The following is an 18,629-nucleotide window of genomic DNA, read 5'->3' on the forward strand; positions in this document are numbered from 1 at the left end:
GGGCATCGCGGCGGCCGCCGTCGCGCCCGCCGCGCTGGCGACCCTCACCACAGTGTTTCCGGAAGGGCCTGCGCGGGTCCGCGCTCTCGGCGTGTGGGGTGGCGTCAATGCGGCGGGTGGTGCGCTCGGCGTGCTCGTCGGGGGCTTGCTCACCGAGTACGCGGACTGGCGCTGGGTGATGCTGGTCAATGTCCCGATCGTCGCGGTGGCGTTACTGTCCACGGCCGCAGGCGTTCCCGCGGACCGACCGTCCGACTCGCCTGCGAGCCTCGACATCCTCGGTGCGCTCACCGCGACAGCCGGAATCGGACTACTGGTGACCGGCGTCATCCGCACCGATCGCCACGGCTGGTTCTCGGCGACGACCGGCACGACGCTCGTCGCGGCCCTTGTCGCGCTCACGGCGTTCGTGGTGGTCGAACGCCGTGCGCGTAACCCGCTGCTGCGCCTCGGATTGTTCGGCAACCGGTGGGTGCTCGGTGCAAACCTCTTCGTGCTGTTCGCTGCGGCAGGCCAATTCTCAGCGTTCTACCTGGTCTCGCTGTATCTGCAGCAGGTCCTGGGGCTCGGCGCGGGCGCCGCCGGGGCGGCCTTCCTGCCGTTCTCGCTCTGCGTCATCGCGGGCACGCTGGTCGCGACACGGATCGGCGCGAATCGTTCGCCCCGACCGATCCTGATCGGCGGTGCGGTGCTGACCACGGTCGGCATCGGCTGGTTCGCACTGATCAGCCCCGACGGCAGCGTCCTGGCCGACATCCTCGGTCCGTCGCTGATCGGCGGTTTCGGACTCGGTCTGTGCTTGGCGCCGGTGGCATCGGCGGCCGTCACCGCCGTCGCGCCCGGCGAGGCGGGCATGGCCTCCGGCGCTTTCAACAGTGCCCGTCAGCTCGGCGGCAGCATCGGTGTCGCCACGCTGGCTACCCTCGCCGCGAGCAGGACCGGCACCAGCAGCGATCCAACCGCGCTGACCGGCGGCTATGGCCTCGCCCTCGCCGTCGCCGCACTGCTGTTCGCCGTGGCCGCAGCGATCGCCGTTGTCATTCTTCCGCGCACGCAGAGCGCGGAACCCCTTGCCGCCCAACCGGTTCCCGCATCAGCACAGTGAAAGGAAGAACGATGTACCCGATCAACCTGTTCGACCGCGCCCTCCGATTCGAGCCGGAGGGAGCGGTGAGCACCGCGGAACGCCGGATGACCGCAGGCACAGATGGCTGGCAGCTGGCCACCTTCCACGTCGAGACCGACGCCGACGTACACGCCGACCACTGGGAGATGCATCCCACCGCCGACGAGGCGGTGTGCTGCTTGACGGGCGCGATGCGGTTGTACCTGCGACCCGAGACGGCCGACGAGGGAGAGTATGTCGTGGCGCTGACCGCGGGCACCGCGTTCGTGGTGCCACGTGGACGCTGGCACCGGATCGAACTCGACGAACCGAGCGACATCATGTCGATCGGATTGCGTGACGGCACAAGGCAGGAGCCCGTCGTGCGGTGAAACAGCCGAGGGCGCCGCGCGGTGGCGCGGCGCCCTCGGCGGGTGGTCGAACCTCAGCGCACCGTGTGGACGATCAGGACGTCCGAGCGGGACTTGCGGGCCACGTCCGAGGGGACGGAGCCGAGTAGGCGGCCGGTGAGGGTGTTGAGGCCACGGTTACCGACGACGAGCAGGTCGGCCTTGGTCTCCTTGATCAGCTCGAGCAGGGAATCCACCGGCTCGCCGACGATGGCGCGCTCGACGATGTTCTTCGCACCGGCGGCCACCGCCTTCTCGCGGGCGACGTGCAGGATCTCGTTTGTCGGCGCCGAGCCACGGACCTGGTAGGCCTCGTCCTTGAGCACATCGGCGGCGGCGGCGACATCGCGATCATCGGTCGGGAAGTAGGCGCAGGCCAGCACGAGAGTCGCGTCCGCGTCGGCAGCGAGCGCCGCAGCCTTCTCCACCGCGACGTACGACGAATCCGAGCCATCAGTACCGACGACAATGGTCCGGTAGGCGGTCATCTCTCCTCCAACTTGGTCGGTGCAGCGCCGAACGACCCGGGAATCGAGCATCGGCGCGGCAATTGCGTCGACCATAACGCCACAACGCGCCGATTTATCGACAATTCGCAACAGATCACACCGGGAGTGTTGGGCCACTTTGTCCGGTGGTGCCGGATTATGGGCGCCGCCGTCGGCATTCACCTGCGCCGATCGAACGGCGAGCCGACGAAATTGTGGTAGATCACAACACAATCAACGCCGCTGCGGGCCTGGGATTTTCGTCACAACACCGCCGGTACCGTGCCCGTTCACAGCGTTGCGGCGGCCGCGTCCATCGCGCGGGCGCGGCGCGCGTATTCGCGCGGCGGCATCCCGATCTGCGCGGTGAATTCCCGGCTGAAATGCGCCTGATCGAAATAGCCCAGACCGGTGGCCAACTCGGCCAGATCCGGGTCGGAGTGGGCGAGCAGATCGGCGGCGTCCTGCAACCGGAACCGGCACAGCACCCATTTCGGGCCGGCGCCCACATAGCGGCGGAACAACCGCTGCAAGGTGCGCATGGGCACCGCGAACCGTTCGGTGACCTGGTCCACGCGCGTGAGCTCGGGATCCCGCTCCATCGCCGTCACGATGCGCGACACCAGCGCGAACTGCGGGTCGTCGGCACCGCCGCGGCCGCCGAAGAATTCCTCGACGATCCCGACCCGGTTCTCGTCGGACGGTTCGGCCAGTACCCGCTCGGCCAGCCCCGCCGCTTCGGGCAGCACCTCGGTGAGCAGCGCCGAACCGTCGCGGAAGGCACCGACATCACACCCGATGAAGGCCCCGAAACCGCCGGGGCGGAAACGGATTCCGAATGTCTCGCCCTCGCCGTCGAGATCGCGCACGTACTTGGTGGTGCACACGCCGTTCACGAATCCGCCGGTGCGGGTGCTGCTGCGTTCGAAGGTGACGTTCACGCACGGAAACGACAGCACCTCGGCACGAAACGCGGGCCTGCCACGCAGATCCCAGCGCACCACCCAATACCGGTCGGCGAATTCCGCCAGCGCGGGACCGACTTCGAGCCGCCGCAGCGAACGGTGTCTGGCCTGCTCTCGCGGGAGCAGGATCCCCTTCGCGTCGTCGATGTCGCCAGTCGTCATCGACGATGTCGCGTTCTTACAAGACCGGTGGGCGCCGGGTGAGCAGGATCGAAGCCATGAACGTTGCACCGATCCCTGAGGGCTACCACTCCATCACCTGTTTCCTGGCCGTCGCCGACGGCGAGGCGGCCATCGACTTCTACTCCGAGGTCTTCGGCGCGAAGGTCCTCAGCCGCGCCGACGATACCGAGGGCAGGCCCGTCCACGCGGAGCTGCTCATCGGCGATTCCACCCTGCAGCTCGGCATCCCGCTGCCCGACAACAGCGTTCGCGCCCCCGAGGGTTGGGTGCACACCTCGATCGTGCACTACTGCCCCGATGTCGACGAGGCGCTCGCGCGTGCCGTCGCCCGCGGTGCCCGCGTCGTCGAGGAAACCCAGACCTTCGTCACCGGCGACCGCTACGGCGTGATCATCGATCCGTTCGGCCACCGCTGGGCCGTGATGACCCGCGTCGAGGACGTCTCCCGCGAGGAGGCCGACCGACGCGTAGCCGCCTGGATGGCGACTCAGTCCACCTAGCGGCCAGCGGTGCGTCGCCATCCTCAGCTCAACCCCGCAGCGTCCATTCCGCGCAGTTCCTTCTTCAGGTCGGCGATCTCGTCACGTAAGCGGCCTGCCAGCTCGAACTGCAGTTCGCGGGCGGCGTTCATCATCTGGTCGGTGAGGGAGGCGACGAGGTCGGCCAGTTCGGCGCGCGGCATCGACTTCACGTCGCGTTCGGCGTAGATGCCCGCGCTCACCGCACGGCCGGGTTCGCCCTGGGCGCGCCTGCCACGGCTGACGTTGCGGCCGGAACCGCCGACGGCCACCTCGTCGCCCGCTTCCAGGTACACCTGGTCGAGGATGTCGGCGATCTTCTTGCGCAGGGGCTGCGGGTCGATGCCGTTGGCCTCGTTATAGGCGATCTGCTTGGCGCGGCGGCGGTCGGTCTCGTCGATGGCGTGGCGCATCGAGTCGGTGATCTTGTCGGCGTACATGTGCACTTCACCCGACACGTTGCGGGCCGCGCGGCCGATGGTCTGGATGAGGCTGGTGCTCGACCGGAGGAAGCCCTCCTTGTCGGCGTCGAGGATCGCCACCAGCGACACCTCGGGCAGGTCGAGGCCCTCGCGCAGCAGGTTGATGCCGACGAGCACGTCGTATTCGCCGAGGCGCAGCTGACGCAGCAGTTCCACGCGGCGCAGGGTGTCGATCTCCGAATGCAGGTACCGCACCCGGACCCCGAGCCCGAGCAGGTAGTCGGTGAGGTCCTCGGACATCTTCTTGGTGAGCGTGGTGACGAGCACGCGCTCGTCGCGTTCGGTGCGCTGCCGGATCTCGTGCACGAGGTCGTCGATCTGGCCCTTGGTCGGTTTCACCACGACCTGCGGGTCGACGAGACCGGTCGGACGGATGACCTGTTCGACGACCTCACCGCCCACCTGACCGAGCTCGTACGGGCCGGGCGTAGCCGACAGGTACACCGCCTGCCCGATCCGGTCGGCGAACTCCTCCCAGGTGAGCGGGCGATTGTCGACCGCCGAGGGCAACCGGAACCCGAACTCGACGAGGTTGCGCTTACGCGACATATCGCCCTCGTACATGCCGCCGATCTGCGGCACGGTGACGTGGGATTCGTCGATGACCAGTAGGAAGTCGTCCGGGAAGTAGTCGAGCAGGGTGGCGGGCGCCGACCCGGCGGGGCGACCGTCGATATGACGCGAATAGTTCTCGATGCCCGAGCAGAACCCGACCTGACGGATCATCTCCAGGTCGTATTCGGTGCGCATGCGCAAACGCTGCGCCTCGAGCAGTTTGCCCTGGCCCTCGAGCTCGGCCAGACGGGCAGCCAGCTCCTCCTCGATGGCGGCGACGGCCTTCTCCATGCGCTCCGGGCCCGCCACGTAGTGGGTGGCGGGGAAGATGCGCAGCGAGTCGACCTGCCGGACGACGTCGCCGGTGAGCGGGTGCAGGTAGTACAGCGCCTCGATCTCGTCACCGAAGAATTCGATGCGGACCGCGAGCTCCTCGTAGGAGGGAATGATCTCGACGGTGTCGCCACGCACCCGGAACGACCCGCGCGTGAACGCCATGTCGTTGCGGGTGTACTGCACGTCGACCAGCAGCCGCAGCAGCGCGTCGCGATCGATCTCGCCGCCGACCTCGAGCTGCACCGAACGGTCGAGATAGGACTGCGGCGTACCGAGACCGTAGATGCACGACACCGACGCGACCACTACCACATCGCGCCGCGACAGCAGGCTGGAGGTAGCCGAGTGCCGCAGCCGCTCGACGTCGTCGTTGATCGAGCTGTCCTTCTCGATGTAGGTGTCGGTCTGGGCGATGTAGGCCTCGGGCTGGTAGTAGTCGTAGTACGAGACGAAGTACTCGACCGCGTTGTGCGGCAACATCTCCCGCAGTTCGTTGGCCAGCTGGGCCGCCAGGGTCTTGTTCGGCGCGAGCATCAGGGTTGGCCGCTGCAGCTTCTCGATCAGCCAGGCGGTGGTCGCCGACTTACCGGTGCCGGTGGCACCGAGCAGCACCACGTCCTTCTCCCCCGCGTTGATGCGGCGCTCGAGCTCGGCGATGGCGGCGGGCTGATCGCCTGCCGGCTGATGCGGGCTGACCACCTCGAAGCGGCCACCCTTGCGCTCGATCTCACCGACCGGGCGGTGCTCCGAATGCGCGAGCGGGTGCCCCCGCTCTTCGTACCCTTCGGCCGGGATCTCGGTTGCGAATGCCATGCACACCAGGTTAGGCGTACCCACCGACAGATTCGTGGCGGCGCAAAGCGCTCGGCGCCCGGCCCCGCGTGCCGGTAGATTCTGCGCACATGACCCAGGCCTCGACCGTGCACGTGCACCCGCCCAAAATCGAGCTGTTCGACGTGGCGGCCAAGACCAATACCGACCCGAAGGGTTTCGTACGACCGGTCGAGGTCTACCGGGAGGAGCCGTGGGGCCTCTACATGGGGCGGCACTCCGACCACGCCAGCTTCCATTATCTGGAATCGTGGCTGCTGCCGAGTCTGTCGCTGCGCGCGTCCAAACTCTGGTACAACCCGGGCATCGAGCAGTGGCAGGACGTCTACGTCGATGTCGGCGTCTTCACCAGGGACTCCCCGACGCTGTGGCGCTCGGTGGACCACTACCTCGACCTGCTGGTCCGCACGGGCCGCGATGTGCGTCTGGTCGACATCGACGAACTGCTGGCCGCGCAGACCGACGGCCTGCTCGATGCCGAACAGGCTCAGGCGGCAATCGAACACGCGGTCGCGGCGGTCGACGGGATCGCCGCGCACGGGTACTCGCTCGAGGCGTGGCTCGCCACCCTCGGCATGACCCTGACCTGGCGCTGAAACGACGAAACCGCCCGCGACCGGACAGGTCGCGGGCGGTTTCGCCATCGATCAGCCTGCCGAACCGCTGCCGAGCAGGTCGCCGAGGCCACCACCGCAGCCTGCGCTGCCGGTCGCGGCCGCCTCACCGACGGTGACGGTGATCGAGTCGCTGATCAGCAGCTGCCGCGCCTCGAGCTTGTGCTGGCCCGTCGTAGTCGGCTTCCAGGTCATGCTCACCGTGCCGGAGAGCAGCGAGGGGGAGACAGTGCCGATGTCGCGGCCGTTGTCGGTGAACTTCACCGAGGTCAGCCTGTCGACCTCGACGCTGGCCGTCAGCTTGTAGCTGCACCCGACCTTGTGATCGGTGCCCGCGACGCTGAGGTTGCCCACCCAGGCCGAGGCCTGCGGGGCGGCCAGCACGATGATGGCGGCGACAGCGCCGAACGCGGTGATGCCGAAGCCCGCACGGCCGAGACGGTGATGTGTTGTCATACGCGCTACAACTTCCCTGTGAATCGAGTCACCCGGTAGTGACTCGCCACAATGTAACCAGCGCGCCGTCCGCTGCGGACAGTTTTTGAAACATTGACGTTTAACAGATGCCGACCGGAGTTACGCGCGGGCGCGAGCCCACTCACCGACCCTCGGGTAGACCACGTCGAACCACGGTTCCTTGACCGCGTAATAGGCCTCGCCCGCCGCCTCGCCCGACTTCCCCGCCGCCGCCCGTTCGGCCGTCCGCTTTATCTCCAGATACTCCGTCCGCACGTCCTCCTCCGCCCGCAGCCAGTCGCGGAAGTCGAGCGCGAGCCGCTGGCCGGGCGAATCCTGCACGCGCAAATGGATATTCGCCGGTCGGCCGGGATCCGCGTTGCCGTGCAAGCGTTTTGCCCACAGGTCCACGTCGGTGCCCGCCGGATCCGCGGGCGTGGGCTTGGGGTTGTCGTGCGTGATGCCGACCGCGCGCGGGAATCCCGCGGCTGCCAGCGAATCTGCCAGTGCGTCAGCGGTTTCCAGGTCGGCCACAGTCACCTGGATGTCGATGAGATCCTTGGCGGGCAGCCCGCTCACCGCCGTCGAACCGACATGGTCGATACGCACCGCCGCCGCACCGCACACCAGGTGCAGCCGGGCGATGATCCGGCGGGCCTGTGCGCCCCACTCCGGGTCGTGCGGCACCAACCGGTACTCAGCCCGCGCCCGCACCCCCTCGCGCTGATTGCGTTCGAACGGGACGAGCCGATGCTCCCACAGCGCCCGCACCTGATCCTCGACCGCGCCGGGTGCGCCGTTGTTGTCCAGCCACACGTCGGCCACCGCGTGCCGCTGCTCGTCGGTGGCCTGCGCGGCGATCCTCGCCAGCGCGTCGGCCTCGGCGACACCACGCTGCTCGACCAGCCTGCGCAACCGGGTCTCCACATCGGCGCCGACCACGACCACCAGCTGCATGAGCGGCGCGAGCCCGTTCTCCACCAGCAGCGGAATGTCTTGCACCACAATGGCATCGGCGGGTGCGGCGCCGATGAGTTCGGCCGTACGGGCGCCGACCAGCGGATGGGTGATGGCATTGAGCTTGCCGCGTGAGGTGTCGTCGGCGAAGGCCACCGCCGCCAGCGCGGGCCGGTCGAGGCTGCCGTCCTCGGCCAGGATCTCGTCGCCGAACTCGGCGACGAGCGCGGCCAGACCCGGCGTTCCCGGCGCGACGACCTCGCGAGCGATGGCATCGGAGTCGATCACCACCGCCCCCAGCTCGACCATGGTCCGCGCCACTGTGGACTTACCCGCTCCCATGCCTCCGGTGAGGCCGATCCGCAACATGCGCCAAGTCTCGCATCCCCGCGCCCGGAGCAGGTCAGGTGTTCCCGACACGCCGATATGCGGCGGCGGCAAATCCGGGGCCGGGCGCGTCGCGTCGACTAACCTTCGCGCAGGCGAGAAGGCCAATCACCAGCGAGCGAAGGATGATCATGGGCACCACACAACACCGGACGGCTCGCCACCGCCTCGGCATGCCCGGCGGTGTGCACTGCGTTGAATTCCCTGCTGTGGCAGCGACTCTCGCCGAATATCGCCGGTCCTGGTTCACCGCTCTGATCTCGCCCGCCAGACACAGTTTCGCCGCGATGCGCAAGCGCACCAGCATGGGGGCCACCTACTGGGTGCCCGCCGCCGCGAACTGAGCACCGACTACCCGAGCCCACCCGTTGCGAACGGGTGGGCTCGTTGCCGTGGGCGCCCTGTGTGATCGACCGGGCCGGAAACAGGCCGAAGGCCCCGGTCCGTGTGGACCGGGGCCTTCGAACTGTGGTTGCTCTACCTGAATCAGGCGTTGCCGCTCACTCAGGCGTTACCGCTGAGCTTCTCCCGCAGAGCCGCCAGCTGCGCGTCACTGGCGAGCGAACCGCCGGTGGACTCGGCCGGACCGGAGGTGGCCTGCGTGGCGTTGCCGCTCTCGGAGGAGTAGTTGCCAGCGGCCGGACCGCCCGCGGCGGCTTCGGCAGCCGCGTCGGCAGCCATCTTCTCCATCTGAGCGGTGTGCATCTTGTGGCGACGCTCGGCCTCGGCGTAGCGGCCTTCCCACTCTTCACGCTGCTTGTCGAAGCCCTCGAGCCATTCGTTGGTCTCGGGATCGAAGCCCTCGGGGAAGATGTAGTTGCCCGCTTCGTCGTAGCTGTCGGCCATGCCGTACTTCGACGGGTCGAACTCGGCGTGGTAGTCCTCGTTCGCCTGCTTCAGCGACAGCGAGATCCGGCGACGCTCCAGGTCGATGTCGATGACCTTGACCATCGCGTCGTCGCCGACGGCCACGACCTGGTCCGGGACCTCCACGTGGCGCTCGGCCAGCTCGGAGATGTGCACCAGGCCCTCGATGCCCTCTTCGACGCGCACGAACGCACCGAAGGGAACCAGCTTGGTGACCTTGCCGGGCACGATCTGGCCGATGGCGTGGGTCCGGGCGAACTGACGCCACGGGTCTTCCTGGGTCGCCTTGAGCGACAGGGAGACGCGCTCGCGGTCCAGGTCGACGTCGAGAACCTCGACGGTGACCTCGTTGCCGACCTCGACGACCTCGGACGGGTGGTCGATGTGCTTCCAGGACAGCTCGGAGACGTGCACCAGGCCGTCGACGCCGCCCAGGTCCACGAAGGCACCGAAGTTGACGATCGAGGAGACCACACCCTTGCGGACCTGGCCCTTCTGCAGCTGGTGCAGGAACTCGCTGCGGACCTCGGACTGGGTCTGCTCGAGCCAGGCGCGACGCGACAGGACCACGTTGTTGCGGTTCTTGTCGAGCTCGATGATCTTGGCCTCGATCTCCTTGCCGACGTACGGCTGGAGGTCGCGAACACGACGCATCTCGACGAGCGAGGCGGGCAGGAAGCCACGGAGACCGATGTCGAGGATCAGGCCGCCCTTGACGACCTCGATGACGGTGCCCTTGACGGCCTCGTCCTTCTCCTTGAGCTCCTCGATCGTGCCCCACGCGCGCTCGTACTGAGCCCGCTTCTTCGACAGGATCAGGCGGCCTTCCTTGTCCTCCTTGGTGAGAACCAGGGCCTCGACCGCATCGCCCACGGAAACGACCTCGTTCGGGTCGACATCGTGCTTGATGGAGAGTTCACGGGAGGGGATGACGCCTTCGGTCTTGTAACCGATGTCGAGCAGGACCTCGTCACGATCGACCTTGACGATGGTTCCCTCGACGATGTCGCCATCGTTGAAGTACTTGATCGTGGCGTCGATGGCGGCGAGGAAATCCTCGGCGGAGCCGATGTCGTTGACGGCTACCTGCGGCGAGGTGACGGTGGTGGGCATATGTGGGTTTGCTCCGGACGGATTGTGGTCGGTTGCGGACATTGGAACTTTCGGTACGCTGCGAGATCACCGCGACGAGGCGACGAGGGACCGAACAAGTATCGCACGGACCGCCGACATTGCCGCTGATCAAACTCAGCACGGGCGACTCCGTCATCGGATACTGTACGCATCAACCCCGGCGCACAGCGTTCCTCGTGAGAGGTTCCTCGAAAGACACTCGCGTGCCTCAGCGTACGCGAGGGTGTTCCAGCCGGGCAAACCACCCCCCGTTCCCGCCGATACCCTTGGCGCCGTGTCCGATGACGAACGCCATGCGCAGGCGAACGCGCTGCTGGGAACCGCGGCGACCACCCGAACCAGGATCGGCTCGGCCGACAGCGAACGCGCCAGCAGGCGCTGGTGGGACGCCGACGCCGACCAGTACCACCAGACCCACGCCGATTTCCTCGGTGTCGACTCCCCCGGCGGCGAGTTCGTGTGGTGCCCGGAGGGGCTGCACGAGGGCGACATGCATTTTCTGGGCGACGTGACGGGCAGGCGGGTGCTCGAGATCGGGTGCGGTTCGGCCCCGTGTTCGCGGTGGCTGGCGGGGCAGGGCGCGCATCCCGTCGGGCTGGATGTGTCGATGGGGATGCTCGCACGCGGTGTGGCCGCGATGGAGCAGGGCGGACCGCAGGTGCCGCTGGTCCAGGCGGGCGCGGAGGCGTTGCCGTTCGCGGACGAATCCTTCGATCTGGCCTGTTCGGCGTTCGGCGGGGTGCCGTTCGTCGCCGATTCGGCGCGGGTGATGCGCGAAGTCGCGCGGGTGCTCGTGCCGGGTGGCCGGTGGGTGTTCTCGGTGAATCACCCGATGCGGTGGATTTTCCCCGACGATCCCGGCGAGGACGGCCTGGTCGCGCGTATCCCGTATTTCGACCGCACCCCTTATGTAGAGGTCGACAGCGAGGGCGTGCCGACCTACGTCGAGCACCATCGCACGATCGGTGACCGGGTGCGTGAGATCGTCGGTGCGGGGCTGACCCTGCTCGACATCGTGGAACCGGACTGGCCGGAATGGCTCGACCGCGAATGGGGGCAGTGGTCGCCGTTGCGCGGGGAGATCTTCCCCGGTACCGCCATCTTTGTCACCGAGAAGCCCGCCGGCACCGGGCTGTCCGGCGCCTAGAAGTCGGGCAGCGCCGCGAACGACGGGGCGACCTGGACGTTCGGCACCGTTTCGGCGACCCAGCGACGCGCCCTGGTGAGCGCGTGATGCGGGAATTCGGCGTCGAAGCGGACTTCGTCGGACAGCAGGTACGGCAGTTTCCCGCGCAGGCCCGGCGCGTAGGGGTGGGGCGGGCACATCTCGTCGCGGCGGAATCGGCTGCCGATCGTCCGTTCCCGCTCCCCCGGCGGTCCCGTCTCCGGGCAGATGATCTGGAACACCGCAGAGCAGCGGTCCTTGGGCACCACGATGGACGCCGCGAACACGAGCTCACCGTGCGGACCCGGCATCCGCGTCTTCTCGACGCGCAGCAACGCGGGCAACTGGTCGACCCACACCACGAATGCCTCGATCAGGCAACCGGTGCGCGCGTGGTGTTCGGCCAGCCGCTTGCGCAGCCGCTTCGGATCGTCGAGCCGCGCGGGCAGATCGGGTGCGCCGTTGACGTAGTTCAGCGCGACGACATCACGAGTGGCCGGATTCCCCCAGGTCGTGTCGTCCAACTGTTGCATTCCAGGAATGTCGAACGAGATGGGCACCGGATCAATTTACCGGCGCGGTCGAGTTCGGTTGTCCCCGTGCACGGCTCGGCGCGTCGTTCCAGACGAAACCCGGTGTTCGCCCAGGTCGGCCGGTCGGGCGCCGTGACAGATCACCATGTCGAGCGTCCGAGGACCCCGATCCGAGCGACTCAGTCGCGCTTGGGCTTTCGGCCGACTTGCTCGAGGGCGAGGCGCAGGGCGTATTCGATCTGGGAGTTGATGCTGCGCAGGTCGTCGGCCGCCCACTTGGCGATGGCCTCGTGGACGGCCGGGTCGAGCCGCAGCAGAACCTTTTTGGGTTCTCTCTTCGGCGCGGGCACAGTCGACCTCAGTAGAGGGATCCGGCGTTGACGACCGGTTGCGTCGCGCGGTCGCCACAGAGGACGACGAGCAGGTTGGAGACCATGTTGGCCTTGCGTTCCTCGTCGAGTTCGACGGTGCCCTGTTCGGCCAGGCGGTCGAGCGCCAGGGCGACCATGCCGACGGCGCCCTCGACGATCTGGGTGCGGGCGGCGACCACCTGCGCGGCCTGCTGACGGACCAGCATCGCCTGCGCGATCTCGGGTGCGTAGGCGAGGTGGGTGATGCGGGCCTCGATCACCTCGATACCAGCGGTGAGGGTGCGTTCGCGCAGTTCGACGGTGAGTTCCCCGGCCACCTCGGCGCCGTCGCGCAGGCTGGTGCGGGCTTCGTCGTGGGCGTCGTAGGGATGCGTGGTCGCCAGGTGACGGACCGCGGCCTCGGACTGGGTCTCGACGTACTCCTCGTAGTCGTCGACCGCGAAGGCGGCCTTGAAGCTGTCGACCACCTTGTAGACCACCACGGCCGCGATCTCGACGGGGTTGCCGTCGGCGTCGTTGACCTTCAGTTTCTGGGTCTCGAAGTTGCGCACCCGCAGCGAGATGGACTTGCGGTCGCTGAGCGGGACCACCGAGAAGAAACCGGGTTCGCTGACCGAGCCGATGTAGCGGCCGAAGAAGGTGACGACCTTGGCCTCGTTGGGGTCGACCACGATCAGCCCGGTGGCCAGTGCCGCGACGATCACCACGCCGAGCACGCCGACTACCGCGCCCGCCCAGGCGAGTGCGCCACCGTCGTGCTTGGACACCGAGATCAGCGACAGCACCGCGAGGGCGCCGAACAGCAGGGTGGACACCAACCACCCGAGTAGGACGGCAAATCCGTTGAAGCGAAAGGCGGGCCGCAGTTCCATGACATCCTCCGATATCCGAGTGATATCATTACAATAGCAGATACAGACTGCGGCGACAACGCCGGTTACGCGCCGGGGATGGTCCGATTGGCGCGGAACATGCCGTGCGGGTCGTACTTCGTCTTCAAGGCCCGCAGCCTGTCGAAATCGGCACGGGGATAGCCCGCCGCCGTCTGCTCGTGGCCTGCCGCGGCGCCCGCGCCGTAGAGGAAGTTGAGGCTGTGGCCGATCGTCCACGGCGCCAGCGCTTTTCGCACCGCGCTCAGCGCTTCGGGAGCGGCGTCGCCGGCGCCCGCGTCGGTGATGACCCGCACGATGTACTCGGCGTCGCGATGACCGACCGACGCGGTTCCCCGGCGCAGCGCCCCACCGAGATGACGGATGTCGACCACGGCGTCGACCGGTCCGCCGGGTGCGGTCTGCGCCCGCAACGCGGCCAGCGCTTCGGGGGTGAGGTCGGCGAGCAGTGCGTTGGTCGCGGCATAGGCGTGCGGGAAGTCGGGGTCGCTGTGCACCGTGTGGGATTCGGTGTAGGGCATGGTGCGCAGGTCGTCGCGCAGGCGGTCACCGATCGCGCGCAACGGTGCGATCAGGCGCTCGGCCGCCTCGCCGGGCAACGTGGTCGCCACCCGGACGGAGGCAACGTGCCTGCCGCGCAACAGCTGCGGGACCGGCGGGATGTCGGGGAAGGTCAGCACGGCGACGGTGGAGGTGATTTCCTCGGGCACGGTCGCACTCCACTGCCGCCAGGTGTCGAGCACCGTGTCGACGAGCGGGGTATCGAACATCAACTGGCCGCCATAGATTTCGGTGACGGGCACGAGGTCGAGTTCGAGGGCGGTCACCACACCGAAGTTGCCGCCCGTGCCGAGGACCGCCGAGAACAGTTCGTCGGCGGGGCCGATGGTGCGGACGCGACCGTCCGCCGTGACGAGTTCGATCGAGCGCACATGGTCTGCGGCATAACCGAATTCGCGGCCGAGCAACCCGAGACCGCCGCCGAGCGCATAGCCGACCACACCCACCGACGGTGACGAACCGTTCAGCGGGGCCAACCCGTACGCGGCGGCGGCCTCGACCAGTGCGCCGGCCCGGACACCGGCGCCGACCCTGGCGGTTCGTTTGTCCGGGTCGACGGTGATCGCGTTCATCCGGCCGGTGGTGACGAGCACCCCGCCGTCGACGGCGACCGACAGGCCGTGCCCGGTGGCCTGCACAGCGAGGAGAACCCGGTGCCGCGCCGCGTATTCCACGGCGGCGCGCACGTCCTCGGTGTGGACGGCACCGGCGACGAGTGCGGGCCGGTGGGTGTAGGCGGTCTGGAATCCGGCGATCTCCTGCTGGTACCCGGCGTCGTCCGGGGTGAAGACGGGGCCGGTGAAAGTGGCGGTTTCAGTCATGACTCCACTGTGCTCACCCTGGTGGAATAAGCCCAACAGATAGTTTTTCTCGGCCCTATAATCAGTGCTTATGGAATTGCGGCAGCTGCGGTACTTCGTGACCGTCGTCGACGAGGGCGGCTTCACCCGGGCGGCCCAGCGCCTGCACCTGAGTCAGCCGGGTCTCAGCGCGCAGCTCAAACAGCTCGAACGCGAACTCGGCCAGCGGCTCGTGGACCGCGGCGCCCGGACCGTCACCGCGACCGAGGTCGGCCGGGCGGTCCTCGACCACGCCCGCGCCGCCCTCGCCGCCGTCGATCGCATCGAGCAGACCGTCCAGGAGTTCAGCGGACTGCTGCGTGGCCGGGTGCGGTTGGGTGCCGTCTCCGGTGCGGCGGCCGACGAGTTCGACATCGCGGGTGTGCTGGCCGGCTTCCACGACGACCACCCCGGTGTCGCGATCAGCCTGACCGAGGACACCTCCGAACGCATGCTCGCCGCACTCGACCGCGACGACCTCGACCTCGCCCTGGTCGGCCTCACCGGCGCCGAGCTCGGACCCGGCATCGCCACCGACGTGGTGCTCGAGACGCCGCTCGTCGCCGCGGTCGCCGCCGAGTCCGACGAACCCGCCGACACCATCACCCTGCGGGCACTCACCGAACGTCGCCTCATCTGCCTTCCCCGGGGAACCGGCCTGCGCGGGATCTTCGAACGTTCCTGCGCCGCCGCGGGTTTCGTGCCGGAGATCGCGTTCGAGGCCGCCGCTCCCCCGCTGCTGCTCGAGCTCGCCGCACGCGGCCTCGGCACGGCGGTGGTACCCGCGCTCGGGGCCGAGGAAGCGGCGGGATTCGGGGTTCGGGTGCTCCCGATCGTCGAGCCGGCGATCCGCGGCAGGCTGGCGCTGGCCTGGCGAGGTGATCGCCCGCTCGCCCCGGCGGCCAAGGTGCTGCTCGGTCAGCTGCGCATCGCGCTGCGCACCGGCACCTGATGCCGCCCGCGCCGCCGTCGTCACGGCGGCGTTAGGCTCGCACCACACTGATGAAGGAGAGCTCGACCACGACAGGAAGGGCGCGACATGGGGCAGTCGACAACCGCGGGGAAGTTGCGGGAGCTGCGGCAGAATCTGGTGGCGGCACAGGAACCGGCGGGGGAAGCCGGCGTCGCCAAGCGAGCGGCCAAGGGGATACCGAGTCCGCGTGAACGGATAGACATGCTGTTGGACAAGGGCAGTTTCGTCGAAATCGGCGCCCTCGTGCGGCAGCCCGGCGACGGCCTCTACGGCGACGGCGTGGTCACCGGGCACGGAACCGTGGACGGCCGCCCCGTGGTGGTGATCGCCCACGACCAGACCGTGTACGGCGGTTCGGTCGGTGAGATGTTCGGGCGCAAGGTGGCCATGGCCATGGACCGCGCGGCCGATGTGCAGTGCCCGTTCATCGCGATCAACGACTCCGGCGGTGCGCGCGTGCAGGACGCGGTGACCTCGCTGGCCTGGTACGCGACCATGAGCCGCCGCCAGCTCCGGTTGTCGGGCCTGGTGCCGCAGGTGTCGATCATGCTCGGCAAATGTGCTGCGGGAGCGGTCTATTCGCCGATCAACACCGATGTGCTGATCGCCACCGAGTCGGCGTACATGTTCGTCACCGGTCCCGAGATCATCCGGGAGACCACCGGTGAGGTGGTCACCCTCGAGGAACTCGGCGGCGCGTTCAACCAGGCGCAGAACGGCAACATCCACCACGTCGCCGCCGACGAGCGGGCCGCCTTCGACTGGGCGCGAGCGTATCTGAGCTACATGCCGTCGAGCTGTTTCGACGAGGCGCCGGTGGTGAATCCCGGTCTCGAACCCGAGGTCACCGAGTCCGATCGCGAACTCGACTCGCTGATCCCGGATTCCGATCGCGCCGGTTACGACATGTACGACGTGCTGTTACGCATCTTCGACGACGGCGACTTCCACGAGATCGGTGGCAACGCCGCCCGCAATCTCATCACCGGTTTCGCGCGCGTCGACGGGCGAAGCGTCGGCGTGATCGCCAACCAGCCGCTCGTGTCCAGCGGCGCGATCGATGCCCGCTGCTCGGACAAGGCGGCCCATTTCATCCGGCTCTGCGACGCATTCGGGTTGCCGCTGGTGTTCGTCGTCGACACACCCGGCGTGCTGCCGGGGGTCGAGGAGGAGAAGATCGGCGTCATCAAGCGCGGCGGGCGGTTCTTCTACGCGGTGGTCGAGGCGACCGTGCCGATCGTCACCGTCGTCGTGCGCAAGGCATACGGCGGTGGTTACGCCGTGATGGGCTGCAAGCAGCTCGGCGGCGATGTGAACCTGGCCTGGCCGACCGCCCGCATCGCGGTGATGGGTGCGGAGGCGGCGGTCGGGTTGACCCAGCGGCGGCAGTTGGCCGCGGTCCCCGAGGAACAGCGCGGCCAGGTCCGTCAGCAGATGATCGACTTCTACAACACCACCGTGGCCACCCCGTGGATCGCCGCCGAACGCGGCTACATCGACGCGGTGATCGAACCGTCGCGGACCCGCCTGGAAATCCGCAAGGCCCTGCGCCTGCTCGCCGACAAGCGCGAGATGCGAGGGCCACGCAAACACCTGCTCATGCCGTTGTGACACCGTGCTCGGCCCGGCGCCCACGCCGGGCCAGCCCGCACGCCGCCACATAGCCGCGGACCAGGGGGCGGGTGTCGTCGCGTCGCCAGGCCAGGGCCAGTTCGCACGGGCTGATCCCGGTGACCGGTCGGCACACCACGCCGTCGCGGGTCACCATCGGTGCGTTTCCGGTGGCCAGCAACACGACGCCGTCGCCGTTGACCAAGGCCTCGTAGGTTTCCTCGGTGCTCGAGACCTCCGCGCCGATGACGGGTTCGCGGCCGTCACGGGCATCGAGGGCGAGCCAGTAGTCGCGCAGGATCCCGGCCGAGTGCGCAAGCGCCAGAAAGGGTTCCGCGAGAAGATCCGCGAAGTCGATCTGCTCGCGGGTGGCGAGCAGGTGTGTACTCGGCAAGGCGACCAGCTGCGGTTCCGTCACGACCACGTGCCAGTCGTAGCGGGCGCGGTCGAGCGGCAACCAGACGAAGGCGACATCACTGGAGCCATCGGCCAGCCCCGCAGACGGGTCTTCCCAACTGAACTGGCGCAGTACCGGTTTCGCGTGCGGAAAGGCGGTGCCGAACCGGGAGCGGATGGCGGGCAGGATGCCACGACCCGGGCTCGTGCTGATCCCGATCGTCAGGACCGCCGCCTGCGTGGCCTTCGCGGCTGCGACCGCAGCTTCGCCGAGCTCCCACGCCGCGAGTACCTGACGCGCATGCGGCAGCAGCGCCGCACCCGCCGCCGTCACGGTGACCGCCCGCGGTTCACGCACGAACAATGCGGTACCGATCTGCCTTTCGAGCTTGCGGATCGTGATCAACAATGCGGGCCGCACCCATGTGGGCGCGGTGGAAGAGACCACCGATGCCGAACTGCGCGCCCTGTTCGACCTGCATCTGTTCGGCCCCGCGGCATTGACCAGGGCGGTACTGCCGCACATGCGCGCGCAGCGCGGCGGTGCGATCGTGCAGATGAGCAGCGTCGGCGGGCAACTGTCCTTCGCCGGGTTCTCCGCCTACAGCGCGACGAAATTCGCCCTCGAGGGCCTGTCGGAAGCACTGGCCGAGGAAGTGGCGCCGTTCGGGATCAAGGTGCTGATCGTGGAGCCCGGAGCCTTCCGCACCGGCCTGTTCGGACCGGGCGCGGCCGCCTTCAGCGCCGAGTCCGAGGTGTACGCCGACACCGCGGGAGCCACCCGCCGCATGGTCGAGGGCGGCGACGGCACCCAGCCGGGCGACCCAGCCAAGGCCGCCGCCGCCATCCGCACCGCCCTCGCCGCCGAGCACACCCCGCTGCGACTGCCGTTGGGGTCCGACTCGGTCGACGCGGTGCTCGGCCACCTCGACGCGGTCCGTGACGACGTACTGACCTGGGAGAAAGTCTCCCGCGACACCACCTTCGACGAGAACTGAAAGA

Annotated in this window: 20 protein-coding genes; 9 read left to right on the forward strand and 11 right to left on the reverse strand. The window is 68.3% G+C overall.

The window, feature by feature from the left end:
• Together NI2_RS30280 and NI2_RS30285 are read left to right on the forward strand one after the other, a co-directional pair.
• Positions 1–1,105: MFS transporter (locus NI2_RS30280; protein WP_157104701.1), on the forward strand; the 1,105-nt coding region annotated here is incomplete at its 5' end.
• Positions 1,106–1,116: 11 nt separating this feature from the next.
• On the forward strand, positions 1,117–1,497 hold the full coding sequence (locus tag NI2_RS30285; protein ID WP_067497992.1) for a cupin domain-containing protein: 381 nt from the start codon (positions 1,117–1,119) through the stop codon (positions 1,495–1,497).
• A 53-nt stretch (positions 1,498–1,550) separates the two neighbouring features.
• Here the strand turns inward: NI2_RS30285 and NI2_RS30290 are convergent, their stop codons facing one another.
• Together NI2_RS30290 and NI2_RS30295 are read right to left on the reverse strand one after the other, a co-directional pair.
• Positions 1,551–2,003: a universal stress protein gene (locus NI2_RS30290; protein ID WP_067498187.1), complete on the reverse strand. Its 453-nt coding sequence runs from the start codon at positions 2,001–2,003 to the stop codon at positions 1,551–1,553.
• A gap of 290 nt (positions 2,004–2,293) precedes the next feature.
• A complete protein-coding gene (locus tag NI2_RS30295; RefSeq protein ID WP_067497995.1) occupies positions 2,294–3,130 on the reverse strand; it encodes a helix-turn-helix domain-containing protein in 837 nt (278 codons plus the stop codon).
• 56 nt (positions 3,131–3,186) lie between these two features.
• Between NI2_RS30295 and NI2_RS30300 the strand changes: the two genes are divergently transcribed.
• Positions 3,187–3,651, forward strand: a complete 465-nt coding sequence (locus NI2_RS30300) for a VOC family protein (RefSeq protein ID WP_067498190.1) — start codon at positions 3,187–3,189, stop codon at positions 3,649–3,651.
• 23 nt (positions 3,652–3,674) lie between these two features.
• On the opposite strand, the gene uvrB is transcribed toward NI2_RS30300, so the two are convergent.
• Positions 3,675–5,855, reverse strand: a complete 2,181-nt coding sequence (gene uvrB / locus NI2_RS30305) for an excinuclease ABC subunit UvrB (protein WP_067497998.1) — start codon at positions 5,853–5,855, stop codon at positions 3,675–3,677.
• Between the two features lie 89 nt (positions 5,856–5,944).
• On the opposite strand from uvrB, the gene NI2_RS30310 reads away from it, so the two are divergent.
• Positions 5,945–6,469 (forward strand): ribonuclease FAU-1 family protein, encoded by a 525-nt coding sequence (locus tag NI2_RS30310; protein WP_067498001.1) that lies wholly within the window; start codon positions 5,945–5,947, stop codon positions 6,467–6,469.
• Positions 6,470–6,520: 51 nt separating this feature from the next.
• Here NI2_RS30310 and NI2_RS30315 read toward each other — a convergent pair whose 3' ends face one another.
• Together NI2_RS30315 and coaE are read right to left on the reverse strand one after the other, a co-directional pair.
• Positions 6,521–6,943: a hypothetical protein gene (locus NI2_RS30315; RefSeq protein WP_067498005.1), complete on the reverse strand. Its 423-nt coding sequence runs from the start codon at positions 6,941–6,943 to the stop codon at positions 6,521–6,523.
• Positions 6,944–7,063: 120 nt separating this feature from the next.
• On the reverse strand, positions 7,064–8,269 hold the full coding sequence (coaE, locus tag NI2_RS30320; RefSeq protein ID WP_067498008.1) for a dephospho-CoA kinase: 1,206 nt from the start codon (positions 8,267–8,269) through the stop codon (positions 7,064–7,066).
• 149 nt (positions 8,270–8,418) lie between these two features.
• Between coaE and NI2_RS30325 the strand changes: the two genes are divergently transcribed.
• The gene (locus NI2_RS30325; protein ID WP_067498193.1) at positions 8,419–8,631 is read left to right on the forward strand and encodes a hypothetical protein; all 213 of its coding nucleotides are present in this window, start codon (positions 8,419–8,421) and stop codon (positions 8,629–8,631) included.
• A gap of 160 nt (positions 8,632–8,791) precedes the next feature.
• On the opposite strand, the gene rpsA is transcribed toward NI2_RS30325, so the two are convergent.
• Entirely contained in the window at positions 8,792–10,267 is a 1,476-nt protein-coding gene (rpsA, locus tag NI2_RS30330) for a 30S ribosomal protein S1 (protein ID WP_067498011.1), read from the reverse strand.
• A 295-nt stretch (positions 10,268–10,562) separates the two neighbouring features.
• Here rpsA and NI2_RS30335 point away from each other — a divergent pair, with 295 nt between their 5' ends.
• Complete coding sequence (locus tag NI2_RS30335) at positions 10,563–11,435, forward strand: class I SAM-dependent methyltransferase (RefSeq protein ID WP_067498014.1); 873 nt, start codon at positions 10,563–10,565, stop codon at positions 11,433–11,435.
• Here NI2_RS30335 and NI2_RS30340 read toward each other — a convergent pair.
• The 4 genes from NI2_RS30340 to NI2_RS30350 all read right to left on the reverse strand — a co-directional run bounded on the left by NI2_RS30340 (position 11,432) and on the right by NI2_RS30350 (position 14,629).
• The gene (locus tag NI2_RS30340) at positions 11,432–11,986 is read right to left on the reverse strand and encodes a hypothetical protein (RefSeq protein ID WP_067498017.1); all 555 of its coding nucleotides are present in this window, start codon (positions 11,984–11,986) and stop codon (positions 11,432–11,434) included. The genes NI2_RS30335 and NI2_RS30340 overlap by 4 nt on opposite strands.
• A 179-nt stretch (positions 11,987–12,165) precedes the next feature.
• Positions 12,166–12,336, reverse strand: a complete 171-nt coding sequence (locus tag NI2_RS34570; protein ID WP_166655833.1) for a type II toxin-antitoxin system antitoxin — start codon at positions 12,334–12,336, stop codon at positions 12,166–12,168.
• A gap of 8 nt (positions 12,337–12,344) precedes the next feature.
• Positions 12,345–13,229 carry an SPFH domain-containing protein gene (locus tag NI2_RS30345; protein WP_067498020.1) on the reverse strand — a complete coding sequence of 295 codons (885 nt, stop codon included), beginning with the start codon at positions 13,227–13,229 and terminating at the stop codon, positions 12,345–12,347.
• Between the two features lie 65 nt (positions 13,230–13,294).
• Positions 13,295–14,629, reverse strand: a complete 1,335-nt coding sequence (locus NI2_RS30350; protein WP_067498022.1) for an FAD-binding oxidoreductase — start codon at positions 14,627–14,629, stop codon at positions 13,295–13,297.
• 70 nt (positions 14,630–14,699) lie between these two features.
• Between NI2_RS30350 and NI2_RS30355 the strand changes: the two genes are divergently transcribed.
• Both NI2_RS30355 and NI2_RS30360 read left to right on the forward strand, forming a co-directional pair.
• On the forward strand, positions 14,700–15,599 hold the full coding sequence (locus NI2_RS30355) for a LysR family transcriptional regulator (protein ID WP_067498025.1): 900 nt from the start codon (positions 14,700–14,702) through the stop codon (positions 15,597–15,599).
• Between the two features lie 87 nt (positions 15,600–15,686).
• On the forward strand, positions 15,687–17,231 hold the full coding sequence (locus NI2_RS30360) for an acyl-CoA carboxylase subunit beta (RefSeq protein ID WP_067498028.1): 1,545 nt from the start codon (positions 15,687–15,689) through the stop codon (positions 17,229–17,231).
• Here NI2_RS30360 and NI2_RS30365 read toward each other — a convergent pair.
• Complete coding sequence (locus NI2_RS30365; RefSeq protein WP_243750130.1) at positions 17,218–18,036, reverse strand: LysR family substrate-binding domain-containing protein; 819 nt, start codon at positions 18,034–18,036, stop codon at positions 17,218–17,220. The two genes, NI2_RS30360 and NI2_RS30365, sit on opposite strands and share 14 nt — an antisense overlap.
• Here NI2_RS30365 and NI2_RS30370 point away from each other — a divergent pair.
• Complete coding sequence (locus NI2_RS30370) at positions 17,963–18,625, forward strand: SDR family NAD(P)-dependent oxidoreductase (protein ID WP_084477003.1); 663 nt, start codon at positions 17,963–17,965, stop codon at positions 18,623–18,625. The two genes, NI2_RS30365 and NI2_RS30370, sit on opposite strands and share 74 nt — an antisense overlap.
• Positions 18,626–18,629 lie beyond the last annotated feature (4 nt).

It is taken from the genome of Nocardia ignorata NBRC 108230, assembly GCF_001612905.1.
GTDB lineage: Bacteria > Actinomycetota > Actinomycetes > Mycobacteriales > Mycobacteriaceae > Nocardia > Nocardia ignorata.